General features: G+C 53.4%; 23 protein-coding genes, 1 other RNA gene and 1 other annotated feature. Of the genes, 5 read left to right on the top strand and 19 right to left on the bottom strand.

The genetic code is table 11. The annotated features are described in order from the left end of the window. Positions 1 to 2 precede the first annotated feature (2 nt). Together sufB and sufA are read right to left on the bottom strand one after the other, a co-directional pair. Positions 3 to 1496, bottom strand: coding sequence for a Fe-S cluster assembly protein SufB (gene sufB, locus NR302_RS08525; RefSeq protein ID WP_008102971.1), 1494 nt, complete (start codon positions 1494 to 1496; stop codon positions 3 to 5). Between the two features lie 7 nt (positions 1497 to 1503). After that, the gene (gene sufA / locus NR302_RS08520) at positions 1504 to 1878 is read right to left on the bottom strand and encodes a Fe-S cluster assembly scaffold SufA (protein WP_007892717.1); all 375 of its coding nucleotides are present in this window, start codon (positions 1876 to 1878) and stop codon (positions 1504 to 1506) included. Positions 1879 to 2267: 389 nt separating this feature from the next. On the opposite strand from sufA, the gene NR302_RS08515 reads away from it, so the two are divergent. Continuing rightward, entirely contained in the window at positions 2268 to 2672 is a 405-nt protein-coding gene (locus tag NR302_RS08515; RefSeq protein WP_008102969.1) for a hypothetical protein, read from the top strand. A gap of 30 nt (positions 2673 to 2702) precedes the next feature. On the opposite strand, the gene NR302_RS08510 is transcribed toward NR302_RS08515, so the two are convergent. Continuing rightward, positions 2703 to 5756, bottom strand: a complete 3054-nt coding sequence (locus NR302_RS08510; protein WP_258144991.1) for an FAD-binding and (Fe-S)-binding domain-containing protein — start codon at positions 5754 to 5756, stop codon at positions 2703 to 2705. Between the two features lie 205 nt (positions 5757 to 5961). Between NR302_RS08510 and ydiK the strand changes: the two genes are divergently transcribed. Both ydiK and rprA read left to right on the top strand, forming a co-directional pair. Next, a complete protein-coding gene (gene ydiK, locus NR302_RS08505) occupies positions 5962 to 7074 on the top strand; it encodes an AI-2E family transporter YdiK (protein ID WP_154152460.1) in 1113 nt (370 codons plus the stop codon). Positions 7075 to 7412: 338 nt separating this feature from the next. Further along, an RNA gene (rprA, locus tag NR302_RS08500) (antisense sRNA RprA) lies at positions 7413 to 7520 on the top strand. A 99-nt stretch (positions 7521 to 7619) separates the two neighbouring features. Here the strand turns inward: rprA and ppsA are convergent. Beyond that, positions 7620 to 10007: a phosphoenolpyruvate synthase gene (gene ppsA / locus NR302_RS08495; protein ID WP_154152463.1), complete on the bottom strand. Its 2388-nt coding sequence runs from the start codon at positions 10005 to 10007 to the stop codon at positions 7620 to 7622. A gap of 449 nt (positions 10008 to 10456) precedes the next feature. Here ppsA and NR302_RS08490 point away from each other — a divergent pair, with 449 nt between their 5' ends. Next, complete coding sequence (locus NR302_RS08490) at positions 10457 to 11284, top strand: pyruvate, water dikinase regulatory protein (protein ID WP_008102960.1); 828 nt, start codon at positions 10457 to 10459, stop codon at positions 11282 to 11284. A 233-nt stretch (positions 11285 to 11517) separates the two neighbouring features. Then, positions 11518 to 12564, top strand: coding sequence for a 3-deoxy-7-phosphoheptulonate synthase (locus NR302_RS08485; protein WP_008102958.1), 1047 nt, complete (start codon positions 11518 to 11520; stop codon positions 12562 to 12564). A gap of 7 nt (positions 12565 to 12571) precedes the next feature. Here NR302_RS08485 and NR302_RS08480 read toward each other — a convergent pair whose 3' ends face one another. The 15 genes from NR302_RS08480 to thrS form a co-directional block, all read right to left on the bottom strand. Beyond that, positions 12572 to 14011, bottom strand: coding sequence for a YdiU family protein (locus NR302_RS08480; protein WP_258144990.1), 1440 nt, complete (start codon positions 14009 to 14011; stop codon positions 12572 to 12574). A 98-nt stretch (positions 14012 to 14109) separates the two neighbouring features. Further along, the gene (locus NR302_RS08475) at positions 14110 to 14853 is read right to left on the bottom strand and encodes an EAL domain-containing protein (protein ID WP_154194128.1); all 744 of its coding nucleotides are present in this window, start codon (positions 14851 to 14853) and stop codon (positions 14110 to 14112) included. 314 nt (positions 14854 to 15167) lie between these two features. After that, positions 15168 to 15626 (bottom strand): NlpC/P60 family protein, encoded by a 459-nt coding sequence (locus NR302_RS08470; protein WP_008102952.1) that lies wholly within the window; start codon positions 15624 to 15626, stop codon positions 15168 to 15170. Positions 15627 to 15695: 69 nt separating this feature from the next. Next, on the bottom strand, positions 15696 to 16442 hold the full coding sequence (gene btuD, locus NR302_RS08465) for a vitamin B12 ABC transporter ATP-binding protein BtuD (RefSeq protein WP_258144989.1): 747 nt from the start codon (positions 16440 to 16442) through the stop codon (positions 15696 to 15698). After that, on the bottom strand, positions 16443 to 16988 hold the full coding sequence (locus NR302_RS08460; protein WP_154152475.1) for a glutathione peroxidase: 546 nt from the start codon (positions 16986 to 16988) through the stop codon (positions 16443 to 16445). A 39-nt stretch (positions 16989 to 17027) separates the two neighbouring features. Then, positions 17028 to 18011, bottom strand: a complete 984-nt coding sequence (btuC, locus tag NR302_RS08455) for a vitamin B12 ABC transporter permease BtuC (RefSeq protein ID WP_061716702.1) — start codon at positions 18009 to 18011, stop codon at positions 17028 to 17030. A gap of 90 nt (positions 18012 to 18101) precedes the next feature. After that, entirely contained in the window at positions 18102 to 18476 is a 375-nt protein-coding gene (locus NR302_RS08450) for a DUF2502 domain-containing protein (protein ID WP_008102942.1), read from the bottom strand. A 190-nt stretch (positions 18477 to 18666) separates the two neighbouring features. Further along, positions 18667 to 18969: an integration host factor subunit alpha gene (gene ihfA / locus NR302_RS08445; RefSeq protein WP_007892687.1), complete on the bottom strand. Its 303-nt coding sequence runs from the start codon at positions 18967 to 18969 to the stop codon at positions 18667 to 18669. 4 nt (positions 18970 to 18973) lie between these two features. Further along, complete coding sequence (pheT, locus tag NR302_RS08440; protein ID WP_258144988.1) at positions 18974 to 21361, bottom strand: phenylalanine--tRNA ligase subunit beta; 2388 nt, start codon at positions 21359 to 21361, stop codon at positions 18974 to 18976. Between the two features lie 14 nt (positions 21362 to 21375). Then, a complete protein-coding gene (gene pheS, locus NR302_RS08435) occupies positions 21376 to 22359 on the bottom strand; it encodes a phenylalanine--tRNA ligase subunit alpha (protein WP_154152484.1) in 984 nt (327 codons plus the stop codon). A gap of 71 nt (positions 22360 to 22430) precedes the next feature. Beyond that, positions 22431 to 22556 (bottom strand) — a sequence feature (Phe leader region). Then, positions 22507 to 22551, bottom strand: a complete 45-nt coding sequence (gene pheM / locus NR302_RS08430) for a pheST operon leader peptide PheM (RefSeq protein WP_106120997.1) — start codon at positions 22549 to 22551, stop codon at positions 22507 to 22509. (Overlaps the previous feature by 45 nt.) Before the next feature lie 116 nt (positions 22557 to 22672). After that, complete coding sequence (gene rplT / locus NR302_RS08425) at positions 22673 to 23029, bottom strand: 50S ribosomal protein L20 (RefSeq protein ID WP_007892678.1); 357 nt, start codon at positions 23027 to 23029, stop codon at positions 22673 to 22675. Positions 23030 to 23201: 172 nt separating this feature from the next. Further along, positions 23202 to 23399 (bottom strand): 50S ribosomal protein L35, encoded by a 198-nt coding sequence (gene rpmI, locus NR302_RS08420; protein WP_004157374.1) that lies wholly within the window; start codon positions 23397 to 23399, stop codon positions 23202 to 23204. A 99-nt stretch (positions 23400 to 23498) separates the two neighbouring features. Continuing rightward, entirely contained in the window at positions 23499 to 24050 is a 552-nt protein-coding gene (infC, locus tag NR302_RS08415; protein ID WP_036647992.1) for a translation initiation factor IF-3, read from the bottom strand. Beyond that, complete coding sequence (gene thrS, locus NR302_RS08410) at positions 24046 to 25983, bottom strand: threonine--tRNA ligase (RefSeq protein ID WP_007892653.1); 1938 nt, start codon at positions 25981 to 25983, stop codon at positions 24046 to 24048. The genes infC and thrS overlap by 5 nt, the downstream gene beginning before the upstream one ends. Positions 25984 to 26053: the final 70 nt, after the last annotated feature.

Genomic DNA, 26053 nt, shown 5'->3' with positions numbered 1-26053 from the left:
CATCAGCCCACACTGTGCTCAAGGCTGATAGCTAACAATTTTTGCGCTTCCACGGCGAATTCCAGTGGCAGCTCGGAGAAAACGTCTTTGCAGAAGCCGTTAACGATCATTGAGATCGCATCTTCTTCGCTGATGCCACGCTGCAGGCAGTAGAACATCTGATCTTCACCGATGCGCGAGGTAGTGGCTTCATGCTCCAGATGGGCGGTGTTGTTGCGCGTTTCAACATACGGGAAAGTGTGCGCACCGCACTCGGCACCAATCAGCATCGAATCACACTGGGTGAAGTTACGCGCGTTGGTGGCGGTTGGCATGATTTTCACCAGGCCGCGATAGGTGTTCTGGCTCTTACCGGCGGAGATACCTTTCGAGATGATGGTCGACTTGGTATTTTTACCAATGTGAATCATCTTGGTACCGGTATCCGCCTGCTGGCGGCCCGCAGTCAGCGCGACTGAGTAGAACTCACCAATCGAGTAGTCACCGCGCAGAATGCAGCTTGGATATTTCCAGGTGATCGCCGAACCGGTCTCAGACTGTGTCCAGGACATCTTGCTGTGATCGCCTTCGCACAGGGCACGTTTGGTGACGAAGTTGAGGATACCGCCCTCGCCTTCGCCGCCTGGGAACCAGTTCTGCACGGTGGAATATTTCACTTCAGCATTCTTGTGGATGATCACTTCTACCACTGCGGCGTGCAGCTGATAGGTGTCACGCACCGGTGCTGAGCAACCTTCGATGTAGCTGACGTAGCTGTCTTCATCAGCGATCAAGATGGTGCGCTCGAACTGACCAGTTTTTGCCGCGTTGATGCGGAAATAGGTCGACAGCTCCATCGGGCAACGTACGCCTTTCGGGATGTACACGAAGGTTCCGTCAGAGGCCACAGCGGAGTTCAGCGCGGCAAAGAAGTTATCGTTTGGCGGCACGACAGTACCGAGATACTTCTGCACCAGCTCTGGATGATCGTGAATCGCTTCGCCGAACGAGCAGAAGATAATGCCCTGCTCCGCCAGCTTGCCGCGATAGGTAGTGGAAACGGAGACGGAGTCGAAAATCGCATCCACCGCCACTTCACGCCCTTCACGCACCGGAACGCCTAACTGGTTGAACGCGTCTTCCACTTCCTTCGTCAGGTAGTCGCTGGAGGCGACGCTGCCGGAGGTTTGGGTCGCGCCAGGTTCAGAAGCACAGCTGTCATCGCAGTTGCCGCAGGACGGCGCGGAGTAGTAGCTGTAATCCTGATAATCCAGTTTTTCGTAATGCGCTTTCAGCCAGTGCGGCTCTTCCATTTGCTCCCAGGCGCGGAACGCCTTGAGACGGAATTCAAGCATCCATTCAGGTTCGTTACGTTTAGCCGAAATGGCGCGCACCACATCTTCATTGATGCCGTGAGCAAATTCTTCGGTTTGTAACTGGGTAAAGAAGCCCTCTTTATAGTTGAGCTTGCCTTCCCACATTTGTACATCATCAGATGCTTCGGTGTGTCGTGACATGTTTTACTTACTCGACGCCAAAGCTTTCACCGCACCCGCAGGCGTGTTGAGCTTTAGGGTTGTTGAATTTAAAAATCTGGTTAAGACCTTCGCGGACATAATCCAGCTCGGTACCGTCAACAAACGGCATCGCCTGAAGTGGCACAAACAGTTTTGCGCCGAATTGCTCAAACTGCAGGTCGTCATCGGCAGGATCTTTTACCAGATCCATAACGTACCCAAAGCCGGCACAGCCGGACGTTTTCACACCCAGTTTCAAGCCCTTGACTTCAGGGTCTTGTTCTACCAGGTTAAGAATCTGTTTCGCTGCCGATTCGGTCAGCGTGAGCCCTTTCCAGACGAAATCTTCGGGTGAAAAGGAGTCGGCATTTACTGATGACATTGTGCTACCTCGTATGTCTGGGCCTTTTCAGGCTATCCCCCTATGGTAGTGATATCAGATATCACTTCAACCTCTTGTTTTGCAGGGATAATCATCTCGTGCTATTTTTCACTGCTGCTTTATTAAGCATAGTCGCTTCAAAGCAGATTGACGGCGGCATTCCCGTGCGCGCCTGACCTGCGTAACCCGTTAAATTGCCGCAAAATTTTTAAAATCAATTTTACGATTTAATCCTGATTGATAGGTTACGCCTTTCTACAATGTAAAGAAATTGTTATTGCCGATTTTAGTAACAGGCAGAAGAAATCAATAAAATTTCACAGCGGGAATTGCATTCCTGACGCGGTTGAATATGATAATGATTATCATTAACCTAAAAAGGTGGCGATATGACGCTTACCGTCTCAGCCTGGTTACAACATAAAATCGACGAATATAAGTTTTCGGTGCGCGATATCACCGTTGACTTCTACATGGCTCAGGCAAAGCTCAACCGCACCGATTGCACTCTCGACCAACTGCGTCGCTTCAACGACACCTGCCTCGATATGGCAGAAATCTGCGAACTTAACGGCGACGATCACAGCTTTCTGCATGCCATGGGCAAGCTCCATCACCGCTTAGTGCAGGAAATGGGCAATGCCGATCGTGACCGTTTGTTCCGGATTCAGGCCTATCAACTGGCGCGCCTGTCATTAACACGTTTGTGTCATCAACTGGCGCTCAGCGGCGAGTGGGATCAAGCTACCCGCCTGCAGAGTGATTTTGTTCGCCACGCAGGCTGGATATTCTAATCCAGCTTTGTGACGTCTCCTACAATTTGTTTACATCATTTCCAGTAACGCTTGCAGTGGATGACGCATGCCATTGCCCTCTGCGCGTTTTACCTGGCTACGACAGGAAAAGCCGGTCGCGAGACAGCGTTGACGCGGCAGCTTTTGCAGCTGCGGATGCCAGGAAAGCTCGTAAATCCCCAGCGAATTCTCCAGGTTTGCGCTTTCGTGACCATAGGTTCCCGCCATGCCGCAACAACCGACATTGACGTTTTCCAGCTTCGCGCCAAAGCGCGCAAAGATGCTCTGCCACTGATTCGGCGTGGATGGCAGCGCGGTCACTTCAGTGCAGTGCGCAAACAAATACCAGGCTTCGCCGCTGGCGGTTTGTTCCGCGCGTGGAGACAACGCGGTTTGCAGCCACTCGTGCACCAGCTGCACGTTAAACTCGCCGCGCTGCTCGCCCAGCACCTGATTATACTCATCGCGATAACAAAGCACGGTCGCCGGATCGACGCCAACCATCGGCATGCCCAGTTTCGCCACGCGGTTGAGGAAATCGGCGGTTTTGCTGGCGGTACGTGCAAAGCGTTGCAGGAAGCCTTTCACATGCTGCGCCTTGCCGTTCGGTGAGAACGGCAGCAGCACCGGACGATAACCGAGTTTCTCAATCAGCTTGACGAAATCGGTGACCAGCTGCGCCTCGTAATAGCTGGTGAAAGGATCTTGTACCACCAGCACGCAGTTTTCGCGTTGCCCCGCATCCAGTGCTTCTAACTGCTCCAGCGTCAGGTTCATCGCCGGATGACCGCTTAACTGCTGCTTGAGGCTTGGCGATGACAGGAGCGGCAAATCCACCATGCCGATATGCGTTTTGCTCAGTTCGCGCATCCACGGCTGTTTGAGGAAGAAGTTGAACACCTTGGGCGCTTTAGCCATCAACGGCGCGTAACTTTCCACTGTGGCCACCAGATGATCGCTCATCGGACGCAGATAGCGAGTGTGATAAAGCTGCAGGAAGCGTGAACGGAAGTTCGGCACATCAATCTTGATTGGACACTGCGTCGAGCAGGCTTTACACGCCAGGCAGCCCGACATCGCCTCTTTCACTTCGTGCGAGAAGTCATATTCGCCCTGGTTTGCGTGCCAGGTATTACGCGTGCGCTGAATCAGCGTACGCAAGCTCGCGCCCTGTTTGGGCAGCGCCTGCTCCAGCTGTACGGGATCCACGCCCTGCTCGGAGAGCAAGCGCAGCCATTCACGCGTCAATGTCGCGCGACCTTTCGGTGAGTGAATGCGGTTGCGGGTGATTTTCATCGATGGGCACATCGGGCTACGCGCATCAAAGTTGAAGCACAAACCGTTGCCATTACACTCCATTGCGCCACGCCACTCGTTGCGCACCGTGACGGGAATCTGCCGATCGTAGGTGCCGCGTTTCACTGCATCAACCTGCATCATCGGTTCATCACTGCCCAGCGGCGTACAGATTTTGCCGGGATTCATGCGGTTGTCAGGATCGAAGGCGGCTTTGATGCGGCGCAATTCGTTGAACAGCGTTTCGCCAAAAAATTCCGGGCTGTACTGCGCGCGAAAGCCTTTGCCGTGCTCGCCCCACAACAAACCGCCGTAGCGCGCAGTCAGCGCCACCACTTCATCGGAGATCTGCTTCATCAGCAGCTCTTGCTGCGGATCGCACATGTCCAGCGCCGGACGCACATGCAGCACGCCAGCATCCACGTGACCAAACATGCCGTAGCTCAGGCCGTGGCTATCGAGCAGCGCACGAAAATCGACGATATAATCCGCCAGCTGTTCTGGCGGCACGGCGGTATCTTCGACAAACGGAATCGGCTTGGCGCGCCCTTTGGCGTTCCCCAACAGGCCAACCGCTTTTTTGCGCATATTATAGATGCGCTCAATGCCGCCTAAATCGTCACACAATTGATAGCCGATCACGCCGCCCATCTGCTGCTGCATCAGCTCATCTAAACGCTGGCACAGCGTGCTGATTTGCTGCTCAATCAGTTCGCCATCATCACCGGCAAACTCCACAATGTTGAGGCCGAGCATCTCTTTGTCTGGCACATCGGTAATTAATTCATTCACCGAATGCCAGACGATATCTTCGCGCGCCAGGTTCAATACTTTCGAGTCAACGGTTTCCACCGACAGCGCTTTGGCTTCCACCATAAAAGGTGCGTTCCGCAGGGCCGAGTCGAAGGAGTCGTATTTGATGTTCACCAAACGGCGCACTTTCGGGATGGGCGTGATGTCGAGGCGCGCTTCAGTAATAAAGGCCAATGTACCTTCCGCGCCGCACAGCAGACGCGTCAAATCGAATGTCTGTAAATCGTCGCTGAAAACATGACGCAGGTCGTAGCCGGTCAGGAAGCGATTGAGTTTGGGAAATTTCTCCAGAATCAGATCGCGCTGTTCGCGGCAGCGGCTAAGCACCTGCTGATAAATGCGCCCTTCCGCCGTTGGCGTGTTCGCCAGTTGTTCCGCCAGTGCGGTCGGCATGGCACGCGTATCCAGGATATCGCCGCCCAGCAGCACCGCACGCAGACCTTCAACGTGATCGGAGGTTTTGCCATACACCAGCGATCCCTGGCCCGATGCATCGGTGTTGATCATGCCGCCAAGCGTGGCGCGGTTGCTGGTGGAGAGCTCCGGCGAGAAGAAGAAGCCATAGGGCTTGAGCCACGCATTGAGCTGATCTTTCACCACGCCCGCTTCAACACGCACCCAACCTTGCTCGGTGTTGATTTCCAGGATGCGGTTCATGTAGCGCGACATATCCACCACGATACCCTGATTGAGCGACTGCCCGTTGGTGCCGGTACCGCCACCGCGTGGCGTAAACACCAGGCTGGTAAAGCGGGTTTCACCGGCGAGGCGCGCAATCAAGGCTACATCCGCCGTCGAGCGCGGAAACAGCGCCGCATCAGGCAGCAGCTGATAAATACTGTTGTCGGTGGAAAGCGAGAGGCGATCGGCATAGCTGGTGGCGGTATCGCCGGTAAAGCCTTGCTCTTTTAAGGACTGCAGGAATGTCAGCACCAGTTGAACGAGGCCCGGTGCCTGAGAAATCTGTGGGATCATTATTGAGTGACCGAGATGTTGTAAACGTTTGCGTCGTAATTTTTTTCAGCCATTGGTTTTATCATACTTTTCCGCTGGCTGCTGTTTTTTCAGGAAAGCGCGCCGCCGTCGCTGCTTTTCCTGTTTAATTTTCAGGAAATAGATCATCATTAATCAGGGCTGTTCAGCCCCACTCTGAAGGATTCAATCGAGGTTAACCGTTGTGATGAAAGACCTGCAACGCGGTATGGATTTACCGCAAATGCTGTTTTCACTGATGTTCATTCTGATCATGATCATCGCCAGTCTGTGGGTGGTGCAGCCCTTTATTCTCGGCTTCGCCTGGGCCAGCATGGTGGTGATCGCCACCTGGCCGTTGATGATTCGTCTGCAACAAATGTTATGGGGACGCCGCTCACTGGCGGTTATCGCCATGACCATTTTGCTATTACTGCTGTTTATTATTCCTATCGCCCTGCTGGTCAGCAGCCTGATTGATAACAGCGCGCCGGTGATTGCCTGGGCAACGCAGCGCCATCTGGTGATGCCAGACTTCGATTGGTTGCGACAGATTCCCTATGTCGGCAGAAAACTCTATTCCAGCTACCACAAATTAGTGGATGGCGGCGGCGCGGCGATGCTCAATCAGGTGCAGCCTTATATTGGTCGCACCACGGGCTTCTTCGTGGCGCAGGCCGGACACTTTGGCCGCTTTATGATGCATCTCATCGTGATGCTGCTGTTCAGCGTGCTGCTCTACTGGCGCGGCGAGCAGGTGGGTCACGGGATTCGTCATTTTGCTTATCGCATGAGCGGACGCCGGGGTGATGCCGCCGTGCTGCTGGCTGGTCAGGCAATTCGCGCCGTGGCGCTCGGCGTAGTGGTCACCGCACTGGTGCAGGGCGTACTCGGCGGCATCGGTTTAGCCATTTCCGGCATTCCTTACGCCACGCTGTTAACCGTGCTGATGATTCTGACCTGTCTGGTGCAGCTCGGACCGCTGGTAGTGTTAGTGCCAGCAATTATCTGGCTCTACTGGAGCGGCGATACCACATGGGGCACGGTGCTGTTGGTATGGAGTTGCGTGGTCGGTACGCTGGACAGCGTGTTGCGTCCGATGTTGATTCGTATGGGCGCCGATTTACCGATGATCCTGATTCTCTCCGGCGTTATTGGCGGATTGATTGCTTTCGGCATGATTGGGCTATTTATCGGTCCGGTGGTATTGGCGGTCTCTTATCGTCTGGTTTCGGTGTGGATGCATGAAGCACCTGAACCGGATGACGATATGCAAACCGCCATCGAAGCATTAGACGATCACGAAGAAACGCAACGTTAAGTTCGTAGGGTCGCCATTCATGGCGACCTGATACACCTGAATGCCCACCCTACGTAAATGCACAAAGTCTCCGTTTTACACTGGCCTTACTTTAACCCGCCTAATGCCTCAACTTCGTCACCTTGCATTCCCTACCGATAATAATTTTTTTCCATAAGCGATTTTTAAGAAAAAACGCAGTTTTAGGCGCTTTAGGTGGGATTCGCTTACGGAATGATTATTTTTGCAGCTGAAATAGCGGTAGATCACTAAGAAAATCACCACGAAAGGTTATCAGCTTTAAACTAATAAGAGGATTCTTAAAGACGCCAGCGGGCCTGATCAATAACATGTTTCCTATGTTTGGAATCAAGCTACTGATTTTTAAACAACCTTATTCCCCTGAGTAAAGTGAAGAATTGCTGTGTGTAGTCTTTGCCCATCCCCTGTGATGGGCTTTTTTTTGGCTTTTTTTCAGGCAAAACAACAAGGCCAGCAGCGCTGGCCTTGATAATTACCTTAATGACACGTCAAATTCTCATTTAAAGCATCAAATTGCCGCTTGGTTAATGTTTCGCAGCGTTGAGCTCTGCCAAACCTAACCAGGTTTCAACCACGGTATCCGGATTCAGCGACAGGCTATCAATGCCCTGCTCCATTAACCATGCCGCAAAGTCCTGATGATCCGACGGGCCCTGACCACAAATACCAACATATTTGCCCTGCTTTTTCGCCGCTTTGATCGACATCGACAACAGCGCTTTCACCGCATCATTACGCTCATCAAACAGCGCGGACACCACGCCAGAGTCACGATCGAGACCTAGCGCCAGCTGCGTCATGTCGTTTGAGCCGATGGAGAAGCCGTCGAAGTGCTCGAGGAACTGCTCAGCCAGCAAGGCGTTGGACGGGATCTCACACATCATGATCACTTTCAGGCCGTTCTCGCCGCGCTTCAGACCGTTTTTCGCCAGCTCGGCGACCACCGCTTCGGCTTGATCGACGGTACGCACGAACGGAATCATGATCTCAACGTTGGTCAGTCCCATTTCATTTCGCACGCGCTTCACCGCTTCGCACTCCAGCTTGAAGCAGTCGCGGAAGTTGTCAGCAACGTAACGACCGGCGCCACGGAAACCGAGCATCGGGTTCTCTTCTTCCGGCTCATAACGCTCGCCGCCGACCAGGTTGGCGTACTCGTTGGTTTTGAAATCCGAGAGACGAACAATCACGCGCTTCGGCGCAAACGCCGCACCCAAGGTCGCAATCCCTTCGGTTAGACGGCCGATGTAGAACTCAATCGGATCATCAAAGCCTTTCATCATTTGACGAATCTGCTGCTGCAGTTCCGGCGTTTGCTGATCAAACTCCAGCAGCGCTTTCGGATGCACGCCAATCATGCGGTTAATGATGAATTCCAGACGCGCCAGCCCGACACCTTCATTCGGCAAGCAGGCGAAATCAAAGGCACGATCCGGGTTACCAATGTTCATCATGATCTTCAGCGGCAGTTCCGGCATGGTATCGACTTGCGAGCTGGTGACTTCGAAATCCAGTAGTTCGTCATAGACATAACCGGTATCGCCTTCGGCACAGGAAACCGTGACTTTATGGCCATCTTTCAGGTGATCGGTGGCATCGCCACAGCCCACCACCGCCGGAATGCCCAATTCACGCGCGATGATTGCCGCGTGGCAGGTACGACCGCCGCGATTGGTGACGATGGCCGAGGCTTTCTTCATGATCGGCTCCCAATCGGGATCGGTCATGTCGGTCACCAGCACATCGCCTTTTTCAATGCGGTGCATCTCGCTGATGTCGTGAATAACTTTGACTTCACCGGCACCGATGCGATGACCAATGGCGCGGCCCTCGACCACCACTTTGCCTTTGCCCTGCAGCGTATAGCGCTCCATCACCTGACCGTTGGAGCGCACCGTTTCCGGACGCGCCTGCACGATGAACAGTTTGCCGGTGTGGCCATCTTTCGCCCACTCAATGTCCATTGGGCGTTTGTAGTGCTGCTCAATCAGCACCGCCTGACGCGCCAGCGCCTGCACTTCGTCATCGGTTAAGCTGAAGCGATCGCGCTGTTCCTGCTCGACATCTTCAATGCGCACCTGCTCGCCATGCTCCTGCGAATCGGCATATACCATGCGCAACTTTTTCGAGCCCATGGTGCGGCGCACAATCGCCGGACGGTTGGCTGCCAATGTCGGTTTGTGCACGTAGAACTCGTCGGGGTTAACTGCGCCCTGCACCACCATTTCGCCCAAACCAAAGGCTGAGGTGATAAACACCACCTGATCGAAGCCTGATTCGGTATCAATGGTAAACATTACGCCCGACGAGGCGAGATCCGATCGCACCATGCGCTGAATACCGGCCGAGAGCGCTACGCCGCGATGGTCGTAGCCCTGATGCACACGGTAAGAGATAGCGCGATCGTTAAATAAAGAGGCATACACGTGCTTCACCGCGATGATCACCGCGTCATAGCCCTGCACGTTAAGGAAAGTCTCCTGCTGGCCGGCAAACGAGGCGTCGGGCATATCCTCGGCGGTGGCTGACGAGCGCACCGCAAAAGAGGCGTCGGCATCATCAGCAGAGAGTTGTTCGTAGGCGCTACGAATCGCCGCTTCCAGCTCAGGCTGGAATGGCGTATCGACCACCCATTGACGAATCTGTTTACCCGCTTGCGCGAGTTCAGCAACATCATCAACATCCGTTTTATCCAGCAAATCATAAATACGCTGGTTCAGTCCGCTTTGATCGAGGAACAGATTAAACGCATAAGATGTGGTCGCATAACCGTTTGGCACGGAAACACCCAGCGACGACAAATTCGTAATCATTTCTCCCAGGGAAGCATTCTTGCCTCCCACCCGATCAACATCATGCATGCCAAGCTGGTTGTACCAGAGCACTAGCGACTGTTGGTCTTGATTGGACATTGAGATTATCCTTTTAAATGATGTGAATACACATGGAACATTTTGCTATTCGCCAAAACAGCCTGGCACAACCGATTAATAAAGACTAAGTGTTGAATCGTTAAAGCAGGAAAAGAAAGGCAAAATCGGATTAGTACTTAGAATTAATAGAGTTGCGCAACCGGGCTATTTCACGCTAATGGATTGCTGCAACGATATTTTTCCCTTTTTCAGAGGGTTAGCGATTGATTTTTGTTGCGCAACGGCTTCACACTTTATTTCATGCGCGAAAAGGAAAATGCGCGAAAATAACGCTTTTCAAAACAGCATTTCATCTAATATTGATTATTCGCTGATTCATCTTTGTGAGCGCAATAGCGGACAATATGGATATTTCATTTTACTATTAATTAAAATGAAATATTGTCATCAATAATTTAGGCATTGATACGCAAGAGGATATTTGCACAATGAACACTGAACGCAGCGTATTCTACATTTCTGATGGCACCGCCATAACCGCCGAAGTACTGGGCCATGCGGTGTTATCTCAGTTCCCGGTGATGGCCCACAGCGTGACGCTGCCGTTTGTTGAGAATGTGCAGCGCGCTCAAGCGGTTAAAGCACAAATCAATGCGCTCTATCAGCAGAGCGGCGTACGCCCGCTGGTGTTCTTCTCCATTGTCACGCCCGATGTACGTGAAATTATTCTGGAGAGCGAAGGCTTTTGTCAGGACATCGTGCAGGCGCTGGTGGCACCGCTGCAGAGCGAGTTGGGCGTGGCGTCAATGCCAGTGGCGCACCGCACACACGGTTTAACCGCCAGCAACCTCGGCAAATATGACGCGCGTATCGCGGCCATCGATTACACCCTTGCGCATGATGACGGCATTTCTTTGCGCGGTCTGGAAGATGCGCAGGTGATTTTGCTCGGCGTGTCTCGCTGCGGGAAAACGCCCACCAGCTTGTATTTAGCGATGCAGTTTGGCGTGCGCGCCGCTAACTATCCGTTTATCGCCGATGATATGGATAACCTGAAACTGCCGCCGGCGCTGCGTGCACATCAGCATAAGCTGTTTGGGTTGACCATCGATCCTGAACGTCTGGCGGCGATTCGTCAGGAGCGCGCGGAAAATACCCGTTACGCCTCGCTGCGCCAATGCCGTCTCGAGGTGGGCGAAGTGGAAGCGTTGTTCCGCACCAATCAGATTCGTTATCTCAACAGCACCAACTATTCGGTGGAGGAGATCGCCACCAAAATCCTCGACATTATGGGCCTGAACCGCAACATGTATTAGGTGTTGCTGCCGGTCGCCATAAATGGCGCCCCTACAAAAACCGCACTACACATCCGTAGGGTCGCCATTTATGGCGACCTGATCTCACTGTAATTCCAATGTAAAGCCACGCTTCCGTCCGATTTGATGACCTTTGTTTTTAGCAGGTTGAATTCGCAGGCTATTAGTTTATTGTGACCACCATCACTTCCCGGTATTTCACCGCTGCGAAGAAAAAATTTTTGAGAATCCCAATGAACAAAACTGATGAACTGCGTACCGCGCGCATCGGTAGCCTGTTAACTCCGGCTGCGCTCGCGCATGAACACCCTATTTCGGCAGAAATTGCCGCCAACGTCACCGCTTCCCGTCAACGCATCGCGCGCATCCTAACCGGTGAAGATCCGCGTCTTTTAGTGATTATTGGACCTTGCTCTCTGCACGATCCTAAAGCGGCGATTGAGTATGCAGAACGACTGAACGTGCTGCGTGAGCGCCATAAAGATCGTCTGGAAATCGTGATGCGCGCCTATTTTGAAAAACCGCGCACCGTGATTGGCTGGAAAGGCCTGATTTCCGATCCGGATCTGGATGGTAGCTATGATGTCAATCGCGGCATCGCCATCGCGCGCAAACTGCTGCTGGATATCAACGCGCTCGGCATGCCAACCGCCACCGAATTCCTCGATATGGTGATCGGCCAGTTTATTGCCGACCTTATCAGCTGGGGCGCAATTGGCGCGCGTACTACCGAAAGCCAGATTCACCGTGAGATGGCATCGGCGCTCTCCTGCCCGGTCGGTTTCAAGAACGGCACCGACGGCAACGTGCAGATCGCCGTCGATGCGATTCGCGCCGCGCGCGCAAGCCATATGTTCCTGTCACCGGATAAAAACGGTCAGATGACCATTTATCAAACCAGCGGTAATCCGCATGGTCATGTGATCCTGCGCGGCGGTCGTCAGCCGAACTATCACGCCGAAGATGTGGCAGCAGCGGCGGCCAATCTGCGCGACTTCAATCTGCCGGAGCAGCTGGTGATCGACTTCAGCCACGGCAACTGCCTGAAGCAACATGGTCGTCAGCGTGATGTTGCCGATGACGTGGCGGCGCAAATCCGTGCCGGATCGCGCGCGGTCGCGGGCGTGATGATTGAGAGTTTCCTGCAGGAAGGAAATCAGAAAGTGGTGAGCGGTGAAGCGCTGACTTATGGTCAGTCGATCACCGATCCGTGCCTCGGCTGGGAAGACAGCGCCGAGGTGCTGGCGAAACTGGCTGCCGCTGTCGACAGCCGTTTTTAATTCCGACCTAGCTGGAACAACTCACTTCCAGCGTTTTGCCCCACTCTGGTGGCCGTTGACGCAACTCCGCGCTGACGGCCGCATCGCTAAACGGCTGCTGTAAGGCGCTGTGCAGTTTGGCTAACGCCGTGGTCTCGCCGTTCTCAACCTCTTCAATCACCTGCTGTGCCAGATAGTTGCGCAATACCAGCGCCGGATTAGCCGCCTTCATCACCGCCTGACGCTGCGCATCGCTGGCGTGATCTTGCAACAAACGCTGACGATAATCGCTGTACCAGCGATCAAAAGCGTCCCGATCGATAAACTCATCCCGCAACGGCGAACGGCTTTCATCTTGCTGCGTGTCGCTTAGCATGCGGAAGGTCAGCGTGTAATCACTGCGTTCCGCCGTCATCATCGCCAGCAAGCCGGTCAGAAGCGTGTTGTCATTGGCATCCGCCGTCAGCAAGCCGAGCTTGGCTCGCATCTTCTCGCCCCATACGCGCATCAACTCGTTTTCATAATGACCGAGCGCCAGTTTGAGTTGCTCGGTGGTCATTAAGCCCGACAAGGCGTGCGCCAGGCGATTAAGGTTCCACAGGCCAATCATCGGCTGATTTTCGAAGGCATAGCGGCCCTGATAATCACTGTGATTACAGATGTAATCCGGCTGATAGTCGTCGAGGAAACCGTACGGGCCGTAATCCAGCGTTAAGCCCAGAATCGACATGTTATCGGTGTTCATCACACCGTGCGCAAAGCCTACGCTTTGCCAATGGGCGATCAGGCTGGCGGTGCGTTTGACGATATCGGTGAACCACAGCAGATAACGGTCCGATTCCTCTTTCAGCTGCGGCCAGTGATGGCGAATAGCGTAATCCGCCAGCTGGCGCACTTTGTCTTGTTCACCGCCGTAATAGAAATGCTCAAAATGGCCGAAACGCAGATGGCTGTCGGCAATGCGCATCAGCATCGCACCGCGTTCCTGGGTTTCGCGCAGCACCGGCTCATCTCCGATGGAGAGCGCCAGCGCGCGCGTGGTGGGTATGCCAAGATGATGCAGCGCTTCGGAAGCGAGGAATTCGCGTACGCTGGAGCGGATCACCGCGCGGCCGTCGCCCATGCGCGAATAAGGGGTTAATCCAGCGCCTTTTAAGTGCCAGTCGAGCTTGCGACCGTTTGTCAGCTGCTGTTCACCCAGCAGAATGCCGCGCCCATCGCCCAGTTGTCCGGCCCAGACGCCAAACTGATGGCCGCCATACACCTGCGCCAGCGGCGACATGCCGGGCAACAGTTCGCGCCCTGACCACACGCCATGCCCGTTGCCGGCGAACAGCGCATCGCCTAAACCCATCTCTTGTGCCAGCGGCGCATTGTGATAAAACAGCCGTCCACCTGCCAACGGCGTTGGGTCCAGCGCGGTGTAGAATCCGGCTAATTCTTGCTGCCAGCTATTGGTAAATTGCATCGACACTCCGGAAGGTGCTCTTAACGAAGGCACCCGCATTGAGTTTTAAGATAACCAGGATTGTAACGCCGACGCGGCGCGGAAGACAGGCGAAAGGATTACTGCTGCGAAGGCGTGTGTAAATTCAGATCGGAATAGATGAGATCGCTAAGGCGTTCAGCTTTAACAACCGGGAACAAACTGCCCTGCAGCTGCGCACCGCTCAACGTGCTCATCTTTTCCATCATTTGGTTATCGTCAATACCACAAATAATGATCTGCTCCGCAAAATCAGAAAAATTATTGATAACCGTCTGAATAAAAGGCGTAAACGAGGCACGTTTTGCCAGGTTCTGAATAAAGGCTTTATCCAGTTTTAACACGCTAAACAGATTATCGTAGACCGCCGTTGCCGGTGCTTTTCCTGCACCAAATTGTGAAAGCGATAAACGAAATTCACTTTGTAATGCGGCGAGCAACGGATGGGATTTACCCAAAGATAATTGCGGAAACGTTTCGCTGATATCCAAAACAATAAAAGGAATTTGTCGGAATTTCCTTAACAGAAATTCGCTGGCTAAAAGTGTATTGGCCATGGAATCATCAATACGTACCAAAGCGGTAATTTGATTAATCTCAAAAAAGTCGCGGTACTTTTCCAGCAATGAAAGCTGGCTCTGCAGCAAACGTAATTGCTGCGCATCGTCCAATTGTGGCAATAGCAAATCCTGCGGCAGCGTAATAGGTGCGCTGTCGTGGACAAATTGCGTCACCAGCTCGACCGCAGTCAGCTGGCCCGCCAGAGAGTAAACTGGATAAAACCAGGTTTCCGACTGATAGTCGGCAGACAAATGGACTTTCATTTTTCAAGCCAGAAGCAATGGCAATTGGCGCATCGTATATCAACGAATACCACCAGGCAATAGGACCAAACGTTTGAAGAGGTGCCGTTTTAGGTCTTATTACGCCGATTTAAGCCGCAAATAATACTTAAGCCAAATAAGCCGGGGTTAATGTCCATACCAATTAAATAAATTTAGCTTTATTATTAGTATTAAATCGATGGCGGGTAAAGTGCCATTCTAAATGATAGTTAAATATCGGCACGATTCGGAATTAATTCAGGGTGAGATAACCTTTCTTTTTCCGCGTCTTTATTAAGCGATATAAGCACTATTTAGATGCGACGCGCCTGCCAAAATACTTTGCGCCAGTAAACGTTATCCAGCGAAGAGCGGATCACACCCTGGCTGGTCGAGGCGTGAATAAAGGTGTTGTCGGTATCGTAAATACCCACGTGCAAACCGTTTTCTCCGCTGCCGGTTTTGAAGAACACCAGATCGCCCGGCAGCAGATCGCCTTTGTCGATGCGCGTACCAATGTCGGTTTGGTCAATGGTCGAGCGCGGCAATTGCATCTCGAATTTATCGCGGAAGGTCAGGTAGACGAAGCCGGAACAGTCCACGCCACCGCGGCTTAACCCGCCGTAGCGATACGGCGTTCCGCGCCAGCGGCTCAGCTGATCGTTGAGTTGGGCAATCACGGTGATGGAATCAGAAAGGCGACCATTAGGCGGCGGCGCATGATGGCTACAGCCCGCCAGCAAGAGTGCCAAAATCAAAATTGTCAGCCGCATCAGCCTTTTCCTCTCTCCCTCGTCCGGCTGACACTTTAGCGGCAAAGCGCCACGGCACGCAATCCTCAGTCAGGGAATAAACAGCAGCGGGCCTTGTGCAGTATCGATTTGTTCAAACGGGGTTTGATAAAGCGGTGCTAATTGCGCAGCGGTCAGCACGTCACGGGCGCTGCCCTGACGCACCACCGCGCCTTGATGCATTAGCCACACGCGATCGGCATGGCGCAAGCTGTGGTTGAGGTCGTGCCCGCTGGCAACAATCGCCAGTCCGCTGCGACACAGTTCAGCCAGCAACTTATCAACTGCACGCTGTTGCGCCACATCGAGTGCGCTCATCGGCTCATCCAGCAGCAGCAGCTTGCCGCGTGGATTGATCGCCGGATGAACCTGTAACACCACGGCAGCCAGCCGCACGCGTTGCCATTCGCCACCAGAAAGCTGAGTCAGACTGCGCGTCAGCTTGTCCTGCAGAGCTAACTGCGCGAAAACATCCAGTAAAACGCGGTCCGTTTCCGCCGTCTGGGCGGAGATATGCATGCGTAAGTAATGCCATACCGGCATTTGTCCCGGCGCCATCTGCTGCTGCGGCAGCCAGCCGCGCAGCTGAGCCAATGCCGCACCGTTTAACGTGGACAGAGGCGCGCCATCCAGCACAATGCTGCCCTGACTCGGCAACAAACCGGACAGCACGTTGAGCAAGGTACTTTTGCCAGCACCGTTCGGCCCCACCAGATGTACTAACTCACCGGCGTTAACGCTAAGTTCGACGGGAGCCAGGCGCCCTATGACGCTGACTCCCTGACACTGCAATAGCATTTACCCGGCCAGCGCCTGCTCAACACTTTTCAGGATGATCGGATCGTCCGGCGTCATATCCGGTGAGAAGCGCGCAATCACTTTGCCCTGCTTATTAATGAGGAACTTCTCGAAGTTCCACAGGATATCGCCTGGCGCTTTCGGCGCGCGGCCTTTGCTCTCCATGCGCTCAAGGAAACCGCTGCCTTCCGGGCGCTGCGCCACTGGCTGCGCCGCCGTCAGCTGCGCATAGAGCGGATGACGATGTTCGCCGTTGACGTCAGTTTTATCGAACATCGGGAAAGTCACGCCGTAGGTGGTGCTGCAGAAGGTTTTGATCTCTTCGTTGCTGCCCGGCTCTTGCTCGAGGAACTGATTGCACGGGAAGCCCAGCACGCTGAAGTTCTTATCCTGCCAGGCTTTCTGCAGCGATTCTAACTGTTCGTACTGCGCCGTCAGGCCGCATTTCGATGCCACGTTCACCACCAGCAGCACCTTGCCTTCATAGGCGGCCAGCGAGGTTTTTTCACCGTCCAGCGTCACCAGTTCTGTTTGATAAATGCTCATAGTCGATTCCTGTTGTTGATAACACGTTGCCAGCCGTAGCTAGCGCGAAGACTTCACTAATAACACGATAAACAGCGGCGCGCCGAGCGTGGCCGTTACCACGCCAATTGGCAGTTCGGCGGAGGTTAACACCAGCCGCGCAATAATATCCGCGCCCAGCAGCACTGCGGCACCGGCTAATGCCGCCGCAGGCAACAAATAACGATGATCGCTGAAACCACTGAGACGCAATAAATGCGGGATAACCAGACCGACAAAGCCGATTGCCCCCGCCATCGCCACGCTCACGCCCACCAGCCAGCCCATTGCCAGCACCAGCAGGTTGCGCCACAGCAGCAGTGGTAATCCGAGCTGACGCGCCGAGGTTTCACCTAGCGCCAGCAAATTCAGTGTGCGTGCGGTAGCGATCAGCAGCAGCGTAACCGGCAGCAGCGCCAGCATCATCCAGCCATAGCGCCAGTCGATGCCGCTAAAGCCGCCCATCATCCAGTACATCAGCTGGCGCAGATCGAGGCTGGTGCTAAAGTACACCGCCCACGTCATGATGGCGCTACAGATAATGCCGAGCGCCACGCCGGTTAACAGTAGTCGGCTCACCGAGAGTTGTTTGTGAGCGAAATGCAGCAGAATCAGCGTGATCAGCAGCGCACCGGCCATTGCCGCCAGCGCTAAACTCCATAACGAACCGTTGCCGAGCATTACGCCCAATACCAGACCAATCCCCGCCCCATTCGACACGCCCAGTAAGCCAGGTTCCGCTAACGGATTGTTGAACAGCGCCTGCATCACCACGCCGCACACCGCCAGCGCCGCACCCACCAGCAGCACCGCCAGCGTACGCGGCATGCGCAGTTGCCAAACGAATAGATCGCCTTGCGCCGAAAACCATTGTGTGGGGGAGATCCAGCTATCACCGGCAGACAGGCTAAGCCCAATGAGCAGCAACAACAGCGCACTGAGTGCGATGAGCCAGCGCTGGCTGCGGCGATTTGCCTGAGAAGCAAGCTGATCCAGCAGAGTCATAGATAAGATTGGCTGAGAAAACAGAGATTTGATTGTAGTGGGATTACAGCAAAAAGAAAGCGGCGCTGTGGAGGCGCCGCCAGAGAAGCATTACTGATGCGGAGGAAGCGGCTGACCGTGGTTATCACGCTTCTGCTGATTATCATGCTGATCGTGATGCTGCGGTTGCGGCTGATGCTGTGGCTGACGTTTGTCATCCCGATGCGGTCCATTGCCCGGATGCTGCGCCTGCCAGCCGTTACCGTTCCAGTAACCGTGCGGACCTTTGGTGCCAATCCGCTGGTTATGGTGCTGCTTCCACCACGTTGGTGCACGCCAGTCGTAACCATCCCAATAGTAACCACGCTTATCCTGATCGCCGATATGAATCGAAACGCCCGGCGTGTTGATGTTGACGGAAACATTGGCGCTAGCCAGCAGCGGCATGCCTAACAGGATGCTTAATAAAAGTGCTGTCTTTTTCATTATTCAAACCATTTGCTATGTGATGGCGCTGTTATAACAAAAGTGTCGACGCCGTCACTATCAGTGAGGACCGATTTTCGCCCTATTTTCCGGATACTTACGAAATCCTTACATCGTGGATAAATCGTGTAGAATGACCAAATTTAAGGCAAAAAAAAGGCCGCTAAGCGGCCTTTTTGTCGTACTGAAATTAGTCAGCATCCTTGGGTGTCGCGTTCTCGACGCGACTTTTCAACTTCTGTCCCGGACGGAATGTCACCACTCGGCGCGCGGTGATAGGAATATCTTCCCCCGTCTTCGGGTTACGGCCCGGACGCTGGTTTTTGTCACGCAGATCAAAATTACCAAATCCGGACAGTTTTACCTGTTCTCCGTTTTCCAACGCGCGGCGAACCTCTTCAAAAAAAAGTTCTACCAACTCTTTGGCATCGCGTTTGCTCAACCCGAGTTTTTCAAACAGGTACTCTGACATTTCAGCTTTTGTAAGCGCCATAGGTTCAATCCCTCAAGGTTGCCTGGAATCGCTCTTTTAATGCCGCAACGCATTTGGCAACGGTCGCGGCAATCTCCTCTTCTTCGAGTGTCCGGCTGGTATCCTGCAAAATCAGGCTAATCGCAAGGCTCTTTTCACCCTCGTTCACGCCCTTACCACGGTACACGTCAAACAAGTTTACGCCAACTACCTGATTTACGCCAACTTTCTTACACTCCGCAATGATATCTGCTGCAGGCACGTTTTCAGCCACGACAACGGCGATATCACGACGGTTTGCCGGGAAGCGGGAAATCTCGCGCGCATCAGGCAGGACGCGGTCTGCGACCTTATTCCAAAGCAGTTCAAACACTAAGGTGCGCCCGTTAAGATCCAGCTTACGTTCCAGCTCTGGATGAACCACCCCGATAAATCCGATTCGTTCGCCGCGTAAATAAATTGCGGCGCTTTGTCCTGGATGCAGCGCCGGATTGGCTTCCGCACGGAAGGAAATCTCATCAAGTTTACCGGTCAAATCCAGCAGCGATTCTAAATCGCCTTTCAAATCATAGAAGTCAACCGTCTGACGCGCCAGATCCCAATGCTCTTCATAGCGATTACCGCTTAAAACGCCGGCCAGCATAAGATCCTGGCGGATACCCAGATCGGCCTGTGTATCAGGAACAAAGCGTAAACCGCTCTCAAACAGGCGTACGCGGCCCTGCTGACGGTTTTGGTTGTACACCACCGCGCCCAGTAAGCCGGTCCACAGCGACAGGCGCATGGCCGACATATCGCTGGAGATTGGGCTTGGCAGGATCAGCGCTTCTTCGCCAGGATGCAGCAACTGCTGCATTTTTGGATCGACGAAGCTGTAAGTAATCGCTTCCTGATAGCCTTTATCCACCAGCAGATTTTTCGCACGCTTCAGCGACAGGTCAGCTTCACGATGTTGCGTCATGATCAGGCTGGCTTTCACCGGCACATCAGGAATGTTGTTGTAGCCGTAAACGCGTGCCACTTCTTCGACCAGATCTTCTTCGATGGCCATATCGAAACGCCAGCTTGGCGCCACGGCTTGCCACTCGCCTGCACCGACCTTCACTTCACAACCGAGACGCGTCAGGATGTCAGTTACCTGATCGTCAGCAATCACGTGACCAATCAGGCGATCGAGCTTTTCACGGCGCAACGTGATGGTGGCGCGTGGCGGCAGCGCGCTTGCGTCAGTTTGATCGATGACCGGGCCCGCTTCGCCGCCACAGATGTCGAGCAGCAGCTGCGTCGCGCGTTCAATCGCTTTGTGCTGCAGAGCCGGATCGACGCCACGCTCATAACGATGTGATGCATCGGTATGCAGGCCTTGACGGCGTGCACGGCCGGTAATCGCCAGCGGATCAAAGTAGGCGCATTCGAACAGCACGTTTTGCGTCTCTTCATTCACACCTGAATGCTCGCCACCAAAGATGCCGCCCATCGCCAGCGCTTTGTGGTGATCCGCGATCACCAGCGTGTCGCTGCTGAGTTTAGCTTCGGTCCCATCCAGCAGCGTCAGGGCTTCGCCCTCTTCTGCCATACGCACCACGATGCCGCCGTCGATACGGTCGAGATCAAAGGCGTGCATCGGCTGGCCAAGCTCCAGCAGCACAAAGTTGGTGATATCAACCACCGGATCGATTGAACGAATACCGCAGCGACGCAGCTTTTCACGCATCCACAATGGCGTAGCGGCTTTGACGTTGATACCTTTCACCACGCGGCCAAGGTAGCGCGGGCACGCGGCGGTGGCATCGACGCGAATCGGGAAAGTATCGGTGATGGTGGCTTTTACCGGCTCAATGGCAGGCGCCGTCAGCGGCAAACCATTCAGTACCGCTACATCACGTGCAACCCCGATGATGCCCAGGCAATCGGCGCGGTTTGGCGTGACGCTGATTTCGATGGTGTTGTCATCCAGCTGCAGATAGCTGCGGATGTCGGTACCAATTGGCGCATCGGCTGGCAGCTCGATAATGCCGCTGTGATCGTCGGAAATACCCAGCTCAGAGAAAGAGCACAACATGCCTTCAGAGGGTTCGCCACGCAGTTTTGCCGCTTTGATTTTGAAATCGCCCGGTAGCACAGCGCCAACGGTCGCCACTGCTACTTTCAGGCCCTGACGGCAGTTTGGCGCGCCGCAGACGATATCCAATAGGCGATCGCCACCGACGTTGATTTTGGTGACGCGCAGTTTGTCGGCGTTTGGATGCTGGCCGCACTCAACCACTTCACCCACCACAACACCGTTGAAAGCGCCAGCAACCGGATCCACGCCGTCCACTTCAAGGCCAGCCATGGTGATTTGCTCAGACAGCGCAGCGCTATCCAGGGCTGGATTTACCCATTCGCGTAACCAGAGTTCACTGAATTTCATTGGATAACCTGCCCTTATTTAAATTGTTTGAGGAAACGTAGATCATTTTCGAAGAAGGCGCGCAAATCGGTCACACCGTAGCGCAGCATAGTGAGACGCTCCATGCCCATGCCAAACGCAAAGCCCGAATAAATTTCCGGATCGATGCCGACATTGCGCAACACGTTCGGGTGCACCATGCCGCAACCCAGCACTTCCAGCCACTTGCCGTTTTTACCCATCACATCCACTTCTGCGGACGGTTCGGTGAACGGGAAGTAAGAAGGACGGAAGCGAATTTGCAGATTCTCTTCGAAGAAATTGTTCAGGAAATCGTGCAGCGTGCCTTTCAGGTTGGTAAAGCTGATGTCCTTATCGACAATCAAACCTTCCATCTGATGGAACATCGGCGTGTGTGTCTGATCGTAGTCGTTACGATAAACACGGCCTGGCGCGATGATGCGGATCGGCGGCTGCTGGTTTTTCATGGTGCGAATCTGCACGCCTGAGGTTTGGGTGCGCAGCAAACGCGTGGCATCGAACCAGAAGGTATCGTGATCGGCACGTGCCGGGTGATGGCCGGGAATGTTCAGCGCATCAAAGTTGTGGTAATCGTCTTCAATTTCCGGACCTGTCACTACCGCGAAACCCAGTTCGCCGAAGAAGGTTTCAATACGATCGATAGTGCGGGTCACCGGATGCAAGCCGCCATTCTCAACGCGACGGCCAGGCAGCGACACGTCGATGGTTTCCGCAGCCAGACGCGCATTCAGCTCGGCGCTTTCCAGCGTATCTTTGCGCGCGGTAAGGCGATCCTGCACTTGCTGTTTGGCATCGTTGATGACCGCACCCGCTGCCGGGCGCTCTTCTGCTGGCAGTTCACGCAGGGTGGTCATTTGCAGCGTCAGATGCCCTTTCTTACCCAGAAATTCGACGCGCACGGCGTCCAGAGCAGCGATATCCGCCGCCTCGTCGATGGCGGCCGTGGCACGAGCCACCAGGTCTGCGAGTTGGGACATGATTTCCTCTTCTTCCAGCCGGGCTGGTCAGTTCTCGTTGGGATCAGCTGATCCGATTAAGTGTCGCCAGAAACAAAAAAGCCTCCACGAGGGAGGCTTTTAGCGCGATTTTTCGTTTCTTTTCTTATGCGCAAAAGCCCCTGATGTTCAGGCGCTAAAGTAAAAAAAGAAACGGAAAATAGCAGCATTCATGCTTGCGTTACCTTGTCATATTTAGAAACCGCACTATTGAAATGCGCAGCGGCCAAAATGTCAATCTTTTGCGTGAGTTGCGGGTAATAAAAAAGGGAGCAAGCTCCCTTTTTCAACTGACTTACGCCAGAGCTGATTTTGCTTTTTCAACAAGTGCAGTAAATGTCACTTTGTCGAATACAGCGATGTCAGCCAGAATCTTACGGTCGATTTCAATAGAGGCTTTTTTCAGGCCATTGATGAAACGGCTGTAAGAGATACCGTTCTGACGAGCCGCAGCGTTGATACGCGCGATCCACAGTTGACGGAACTGACGCTTACGTTGACGACGGTCACGGTAAGCATACTGACCAGCTTTGATAACAGCCTGGAAGGCAACGCGGTATACACGTGAACGTGCACCATAGTAGCCTTTAGCTTGTTTTAAGATTTTCTTGTGACGTGCGCGAGCAATTACACCACGTTTAACGCGAGCCATGTGAGCTCTCCTATATCATATTCTGTGATTTCCCCTTCATCTTTCGTGCCGCAGCGGCGTTGGCTGTCTTCATTCATCCCAGTCACTTACTGATGTAAGCTCAGAGATTCATTCAGTTGCCGCCTTGCTGCAACCCGAAATCTATCGGGGAACTAAACTAAAAAAATTTTACTTATGCGTACGGCAGGCAGGCAATAACCAGACCCAGATCGCCTTTAGACACCATGCCTTTCGGACGCAGGTGACGTTTACGCTTAGTAGACTTTTTAGTCAGAATATGACGCAGGTTCGCGTGCTTACGCTTGAAGCCGCCAGAAGCGGTCTTCTTGAAGCGCTTAGCGGCGCCACGTACAGTTTTAATCTTTGGCATTTTTACAAATATCCACTTCGCATTGTTAATAAAATGAATCAGACAGGCGAATAAAAATCCGCACAACGCAAGCGCTGCGCGGCTTTATTACTTGAAGGCCTACTGTTTCTTCTTAGGAGCGAGCACCATGATCATCTGACGACCTTCGATCTTCGAAGGGAAGGATTCGACAATCGCCAGATCCATGTCTTCACACAGATCTTTACGGACGCGGTTAAGCACTTCCATGCCGATCTGCTGGTGCGCCATCTCACGACCGCGGAAACGCAGCGTAATTTTGGCTTTATCGCCCTCTTCCAGAAAGCGAATCAGGTTGCGTAGTTTGACCTGATAGTCGCCATCATCGGTACCAGGACGGAATTTGATTTCCTTAACCTGGATAACTTTCTGCTTCTTCTTCTGTTCCTTAGAAGACTTGCTTTTTTCATAAAGGAACTTGCCGTAATCCATGATACGGCAAACCGGCGGTTCGGCGTTCGGGCTGATTTCAACTAAATCTACGCCGGCTTCTTCAGCTTTCTCAATGGCTTCACGCAGGGTGACAATGCCAAGTTGCTCGCCGTCTACGCCAGATAAGCGCACTTCGGTAGCACGGATTTCGCCGTTGATACGGTTCGGACGTGTTGGTTGTACTCGTTTTCCGCCTTTAATAACCTGTTTCCTCTAATTGGTGAAGATGTCGGCTGCGAATCTCTTGTTGCAGCTTCTCAACAAACACATCTACGTCCATGCTCCCAAGGTCTTTACCACGGCGGGTGCGCACGGCAACTTTGCCTGCTTCCACCTCTTTGTCACCGCAAACCAGCATATAAGGGACGCGACGTAATGTGTGCTCGCGGATTTTAAAGCCTATCTTCTCGTTTCTCAAGTCCGCTTTGACACGAATACCTGCATTCTGCAGTTTCTTTGTCAATTCGCTGACGTATTCTGACTGACTGTCGGTGATATTCATCACCACAGCTTGCACTGGTGCCAGCCAACTCGGGAAGAATCCAGCGAACTCTTCGGTCAGGATGCCGATAAAGCGCTCCATTGAACCGAGAATTGCGCGGTGAATCATCACCGGTGTCTGACGATCGTTGTTTTCACCGACAAAAGTCGCGTCCAGACGTTTCGGCAGGGAGAAGTCTAGCTGAACGGTACCACACTGCCAGGCGCGGTCGAGACAATCGTACAGGGTAAACTCAATTTTAGGGCCGTAGAAGGCGCCTTCTCCCGGCTGATATTCGAATGGAATGTCATTCTCTTTCAGCGCTTCTGCCAAATCCACTTCCGCACGATCCCACATTTCGTCGGTACCGATACGTTTTTCCGGACGGGTCGACAGTTTCACCACGATTTTTTCAAAACCGAAGGTGCTGTACATGTCGTAGACCATGCGGATACAGCTGTTCACTTCATCACGTACCTGATCTTCGGTACAGAAGACGTGAGCATCATCCTGGGTAAACCCGCGTACGCGCATCAGACCATGCAAGGCACCTGATGGCTCGTTACGATGGCAGCTACCAAACTCCGCCATACGCAGCGGCAGGTCGCGGTAGGATTTCAGACCCTGATTAAAGATCTGCACGTGGCCTGGGCAGTTCATCGGCTTGATGCAATATTCACGGTTCTCTGAAGAGGTGGTGAACATTGCTTCTTTATAGTTCTCCCAGTGCCCGGTTTTTTCCCACAGCACGCGGTCCATCATGAACGGACCTTTCACTTCCTGGTAGTCGTACTCTTTCAGCTTGGTACGCACAAACACTTCCAGTTCGCGGAAGATGGTCCAGCCGTCATTGTGCCAGAACACCATGCCCGGAGCTTCTTCCTGCATGTGGTAGAGATCAAGCTGCTTACCGATTTTACGGTGGTCGCGCTTCGCCGCTTCTTCCAGACGCTGCAAATAAGCAGCCAGCTGCTTTTTATCCGCCCAGGCCGTACCGTAAATACGCTGCAGCATTTTGTTATCGCTGTTGCCGCGCCAGTAAGCCCCGGAGATTTTCTGCAGTTTAAAGTGATGGCAGAAACGCATGTTCGGCACGTGCGGACCGCGGCACATGTCGATGTATTCTTCATGGTGATACAAGCCAGGACGATCGTCGTGGCTGATGTTCTCGTCAAGAATGGTGGTTTTGTAGCTTTCGCCACGCTCAGCAAACACGTCACGTGCTTCCTGCCAGCTCACCTTTTTCTTCACCACATCGTAGTTGCTTTCAGCCAACTGGTGCATACGCTTTTCCAGCAGCTCAAGATCTTCCTGGGTTAAGGTATGTTCCAGGTCGACGTCATAATAGAAACCGTTATCAATCACCGGACCGATAGCCATCTTGGTGTTTGGCCACAGCTGCTTAATCGCATGCCCTAACAGGTGCGCGCAAGAGTGACGAATGATTTCTAAACCGGCGTCGTCTTTAGCGGTAATAATCGCGACCTGAGCGTCTTCGGTGATCGGATCAACCGCATCAACCAACTCGCCATTCACGCGACCCGCGATACAGGCTTTCGCCAAACCCGGTCCAATATCCAACGCAATATCCATCACGCTGACCGGACGGTCAAAGCTGCGCTGGCTGCCATCAGGAAGAGTAATTACTGGCATTTCATATCCTTAATTGCAGTGGTAAGCCACACGAAAGCCTACATGCAAAAATGAGTTTTGTAGTGTGTAA

This window comes from Pantoea sp. SOD02 (genome assembly GCF_024707505.1).
GTDB classification, from domain to species: Bacteria; Pseudomonadota; Gammaproteobacteria; order Enterobacterales; family Enterobacteriaceae; genus Pantoea; species Pantoea symbiotica.
Note: the sequence above shows the minus strand (reverse complement) of the source record. Positions and strands in the feature narration are given on the sequence as shown.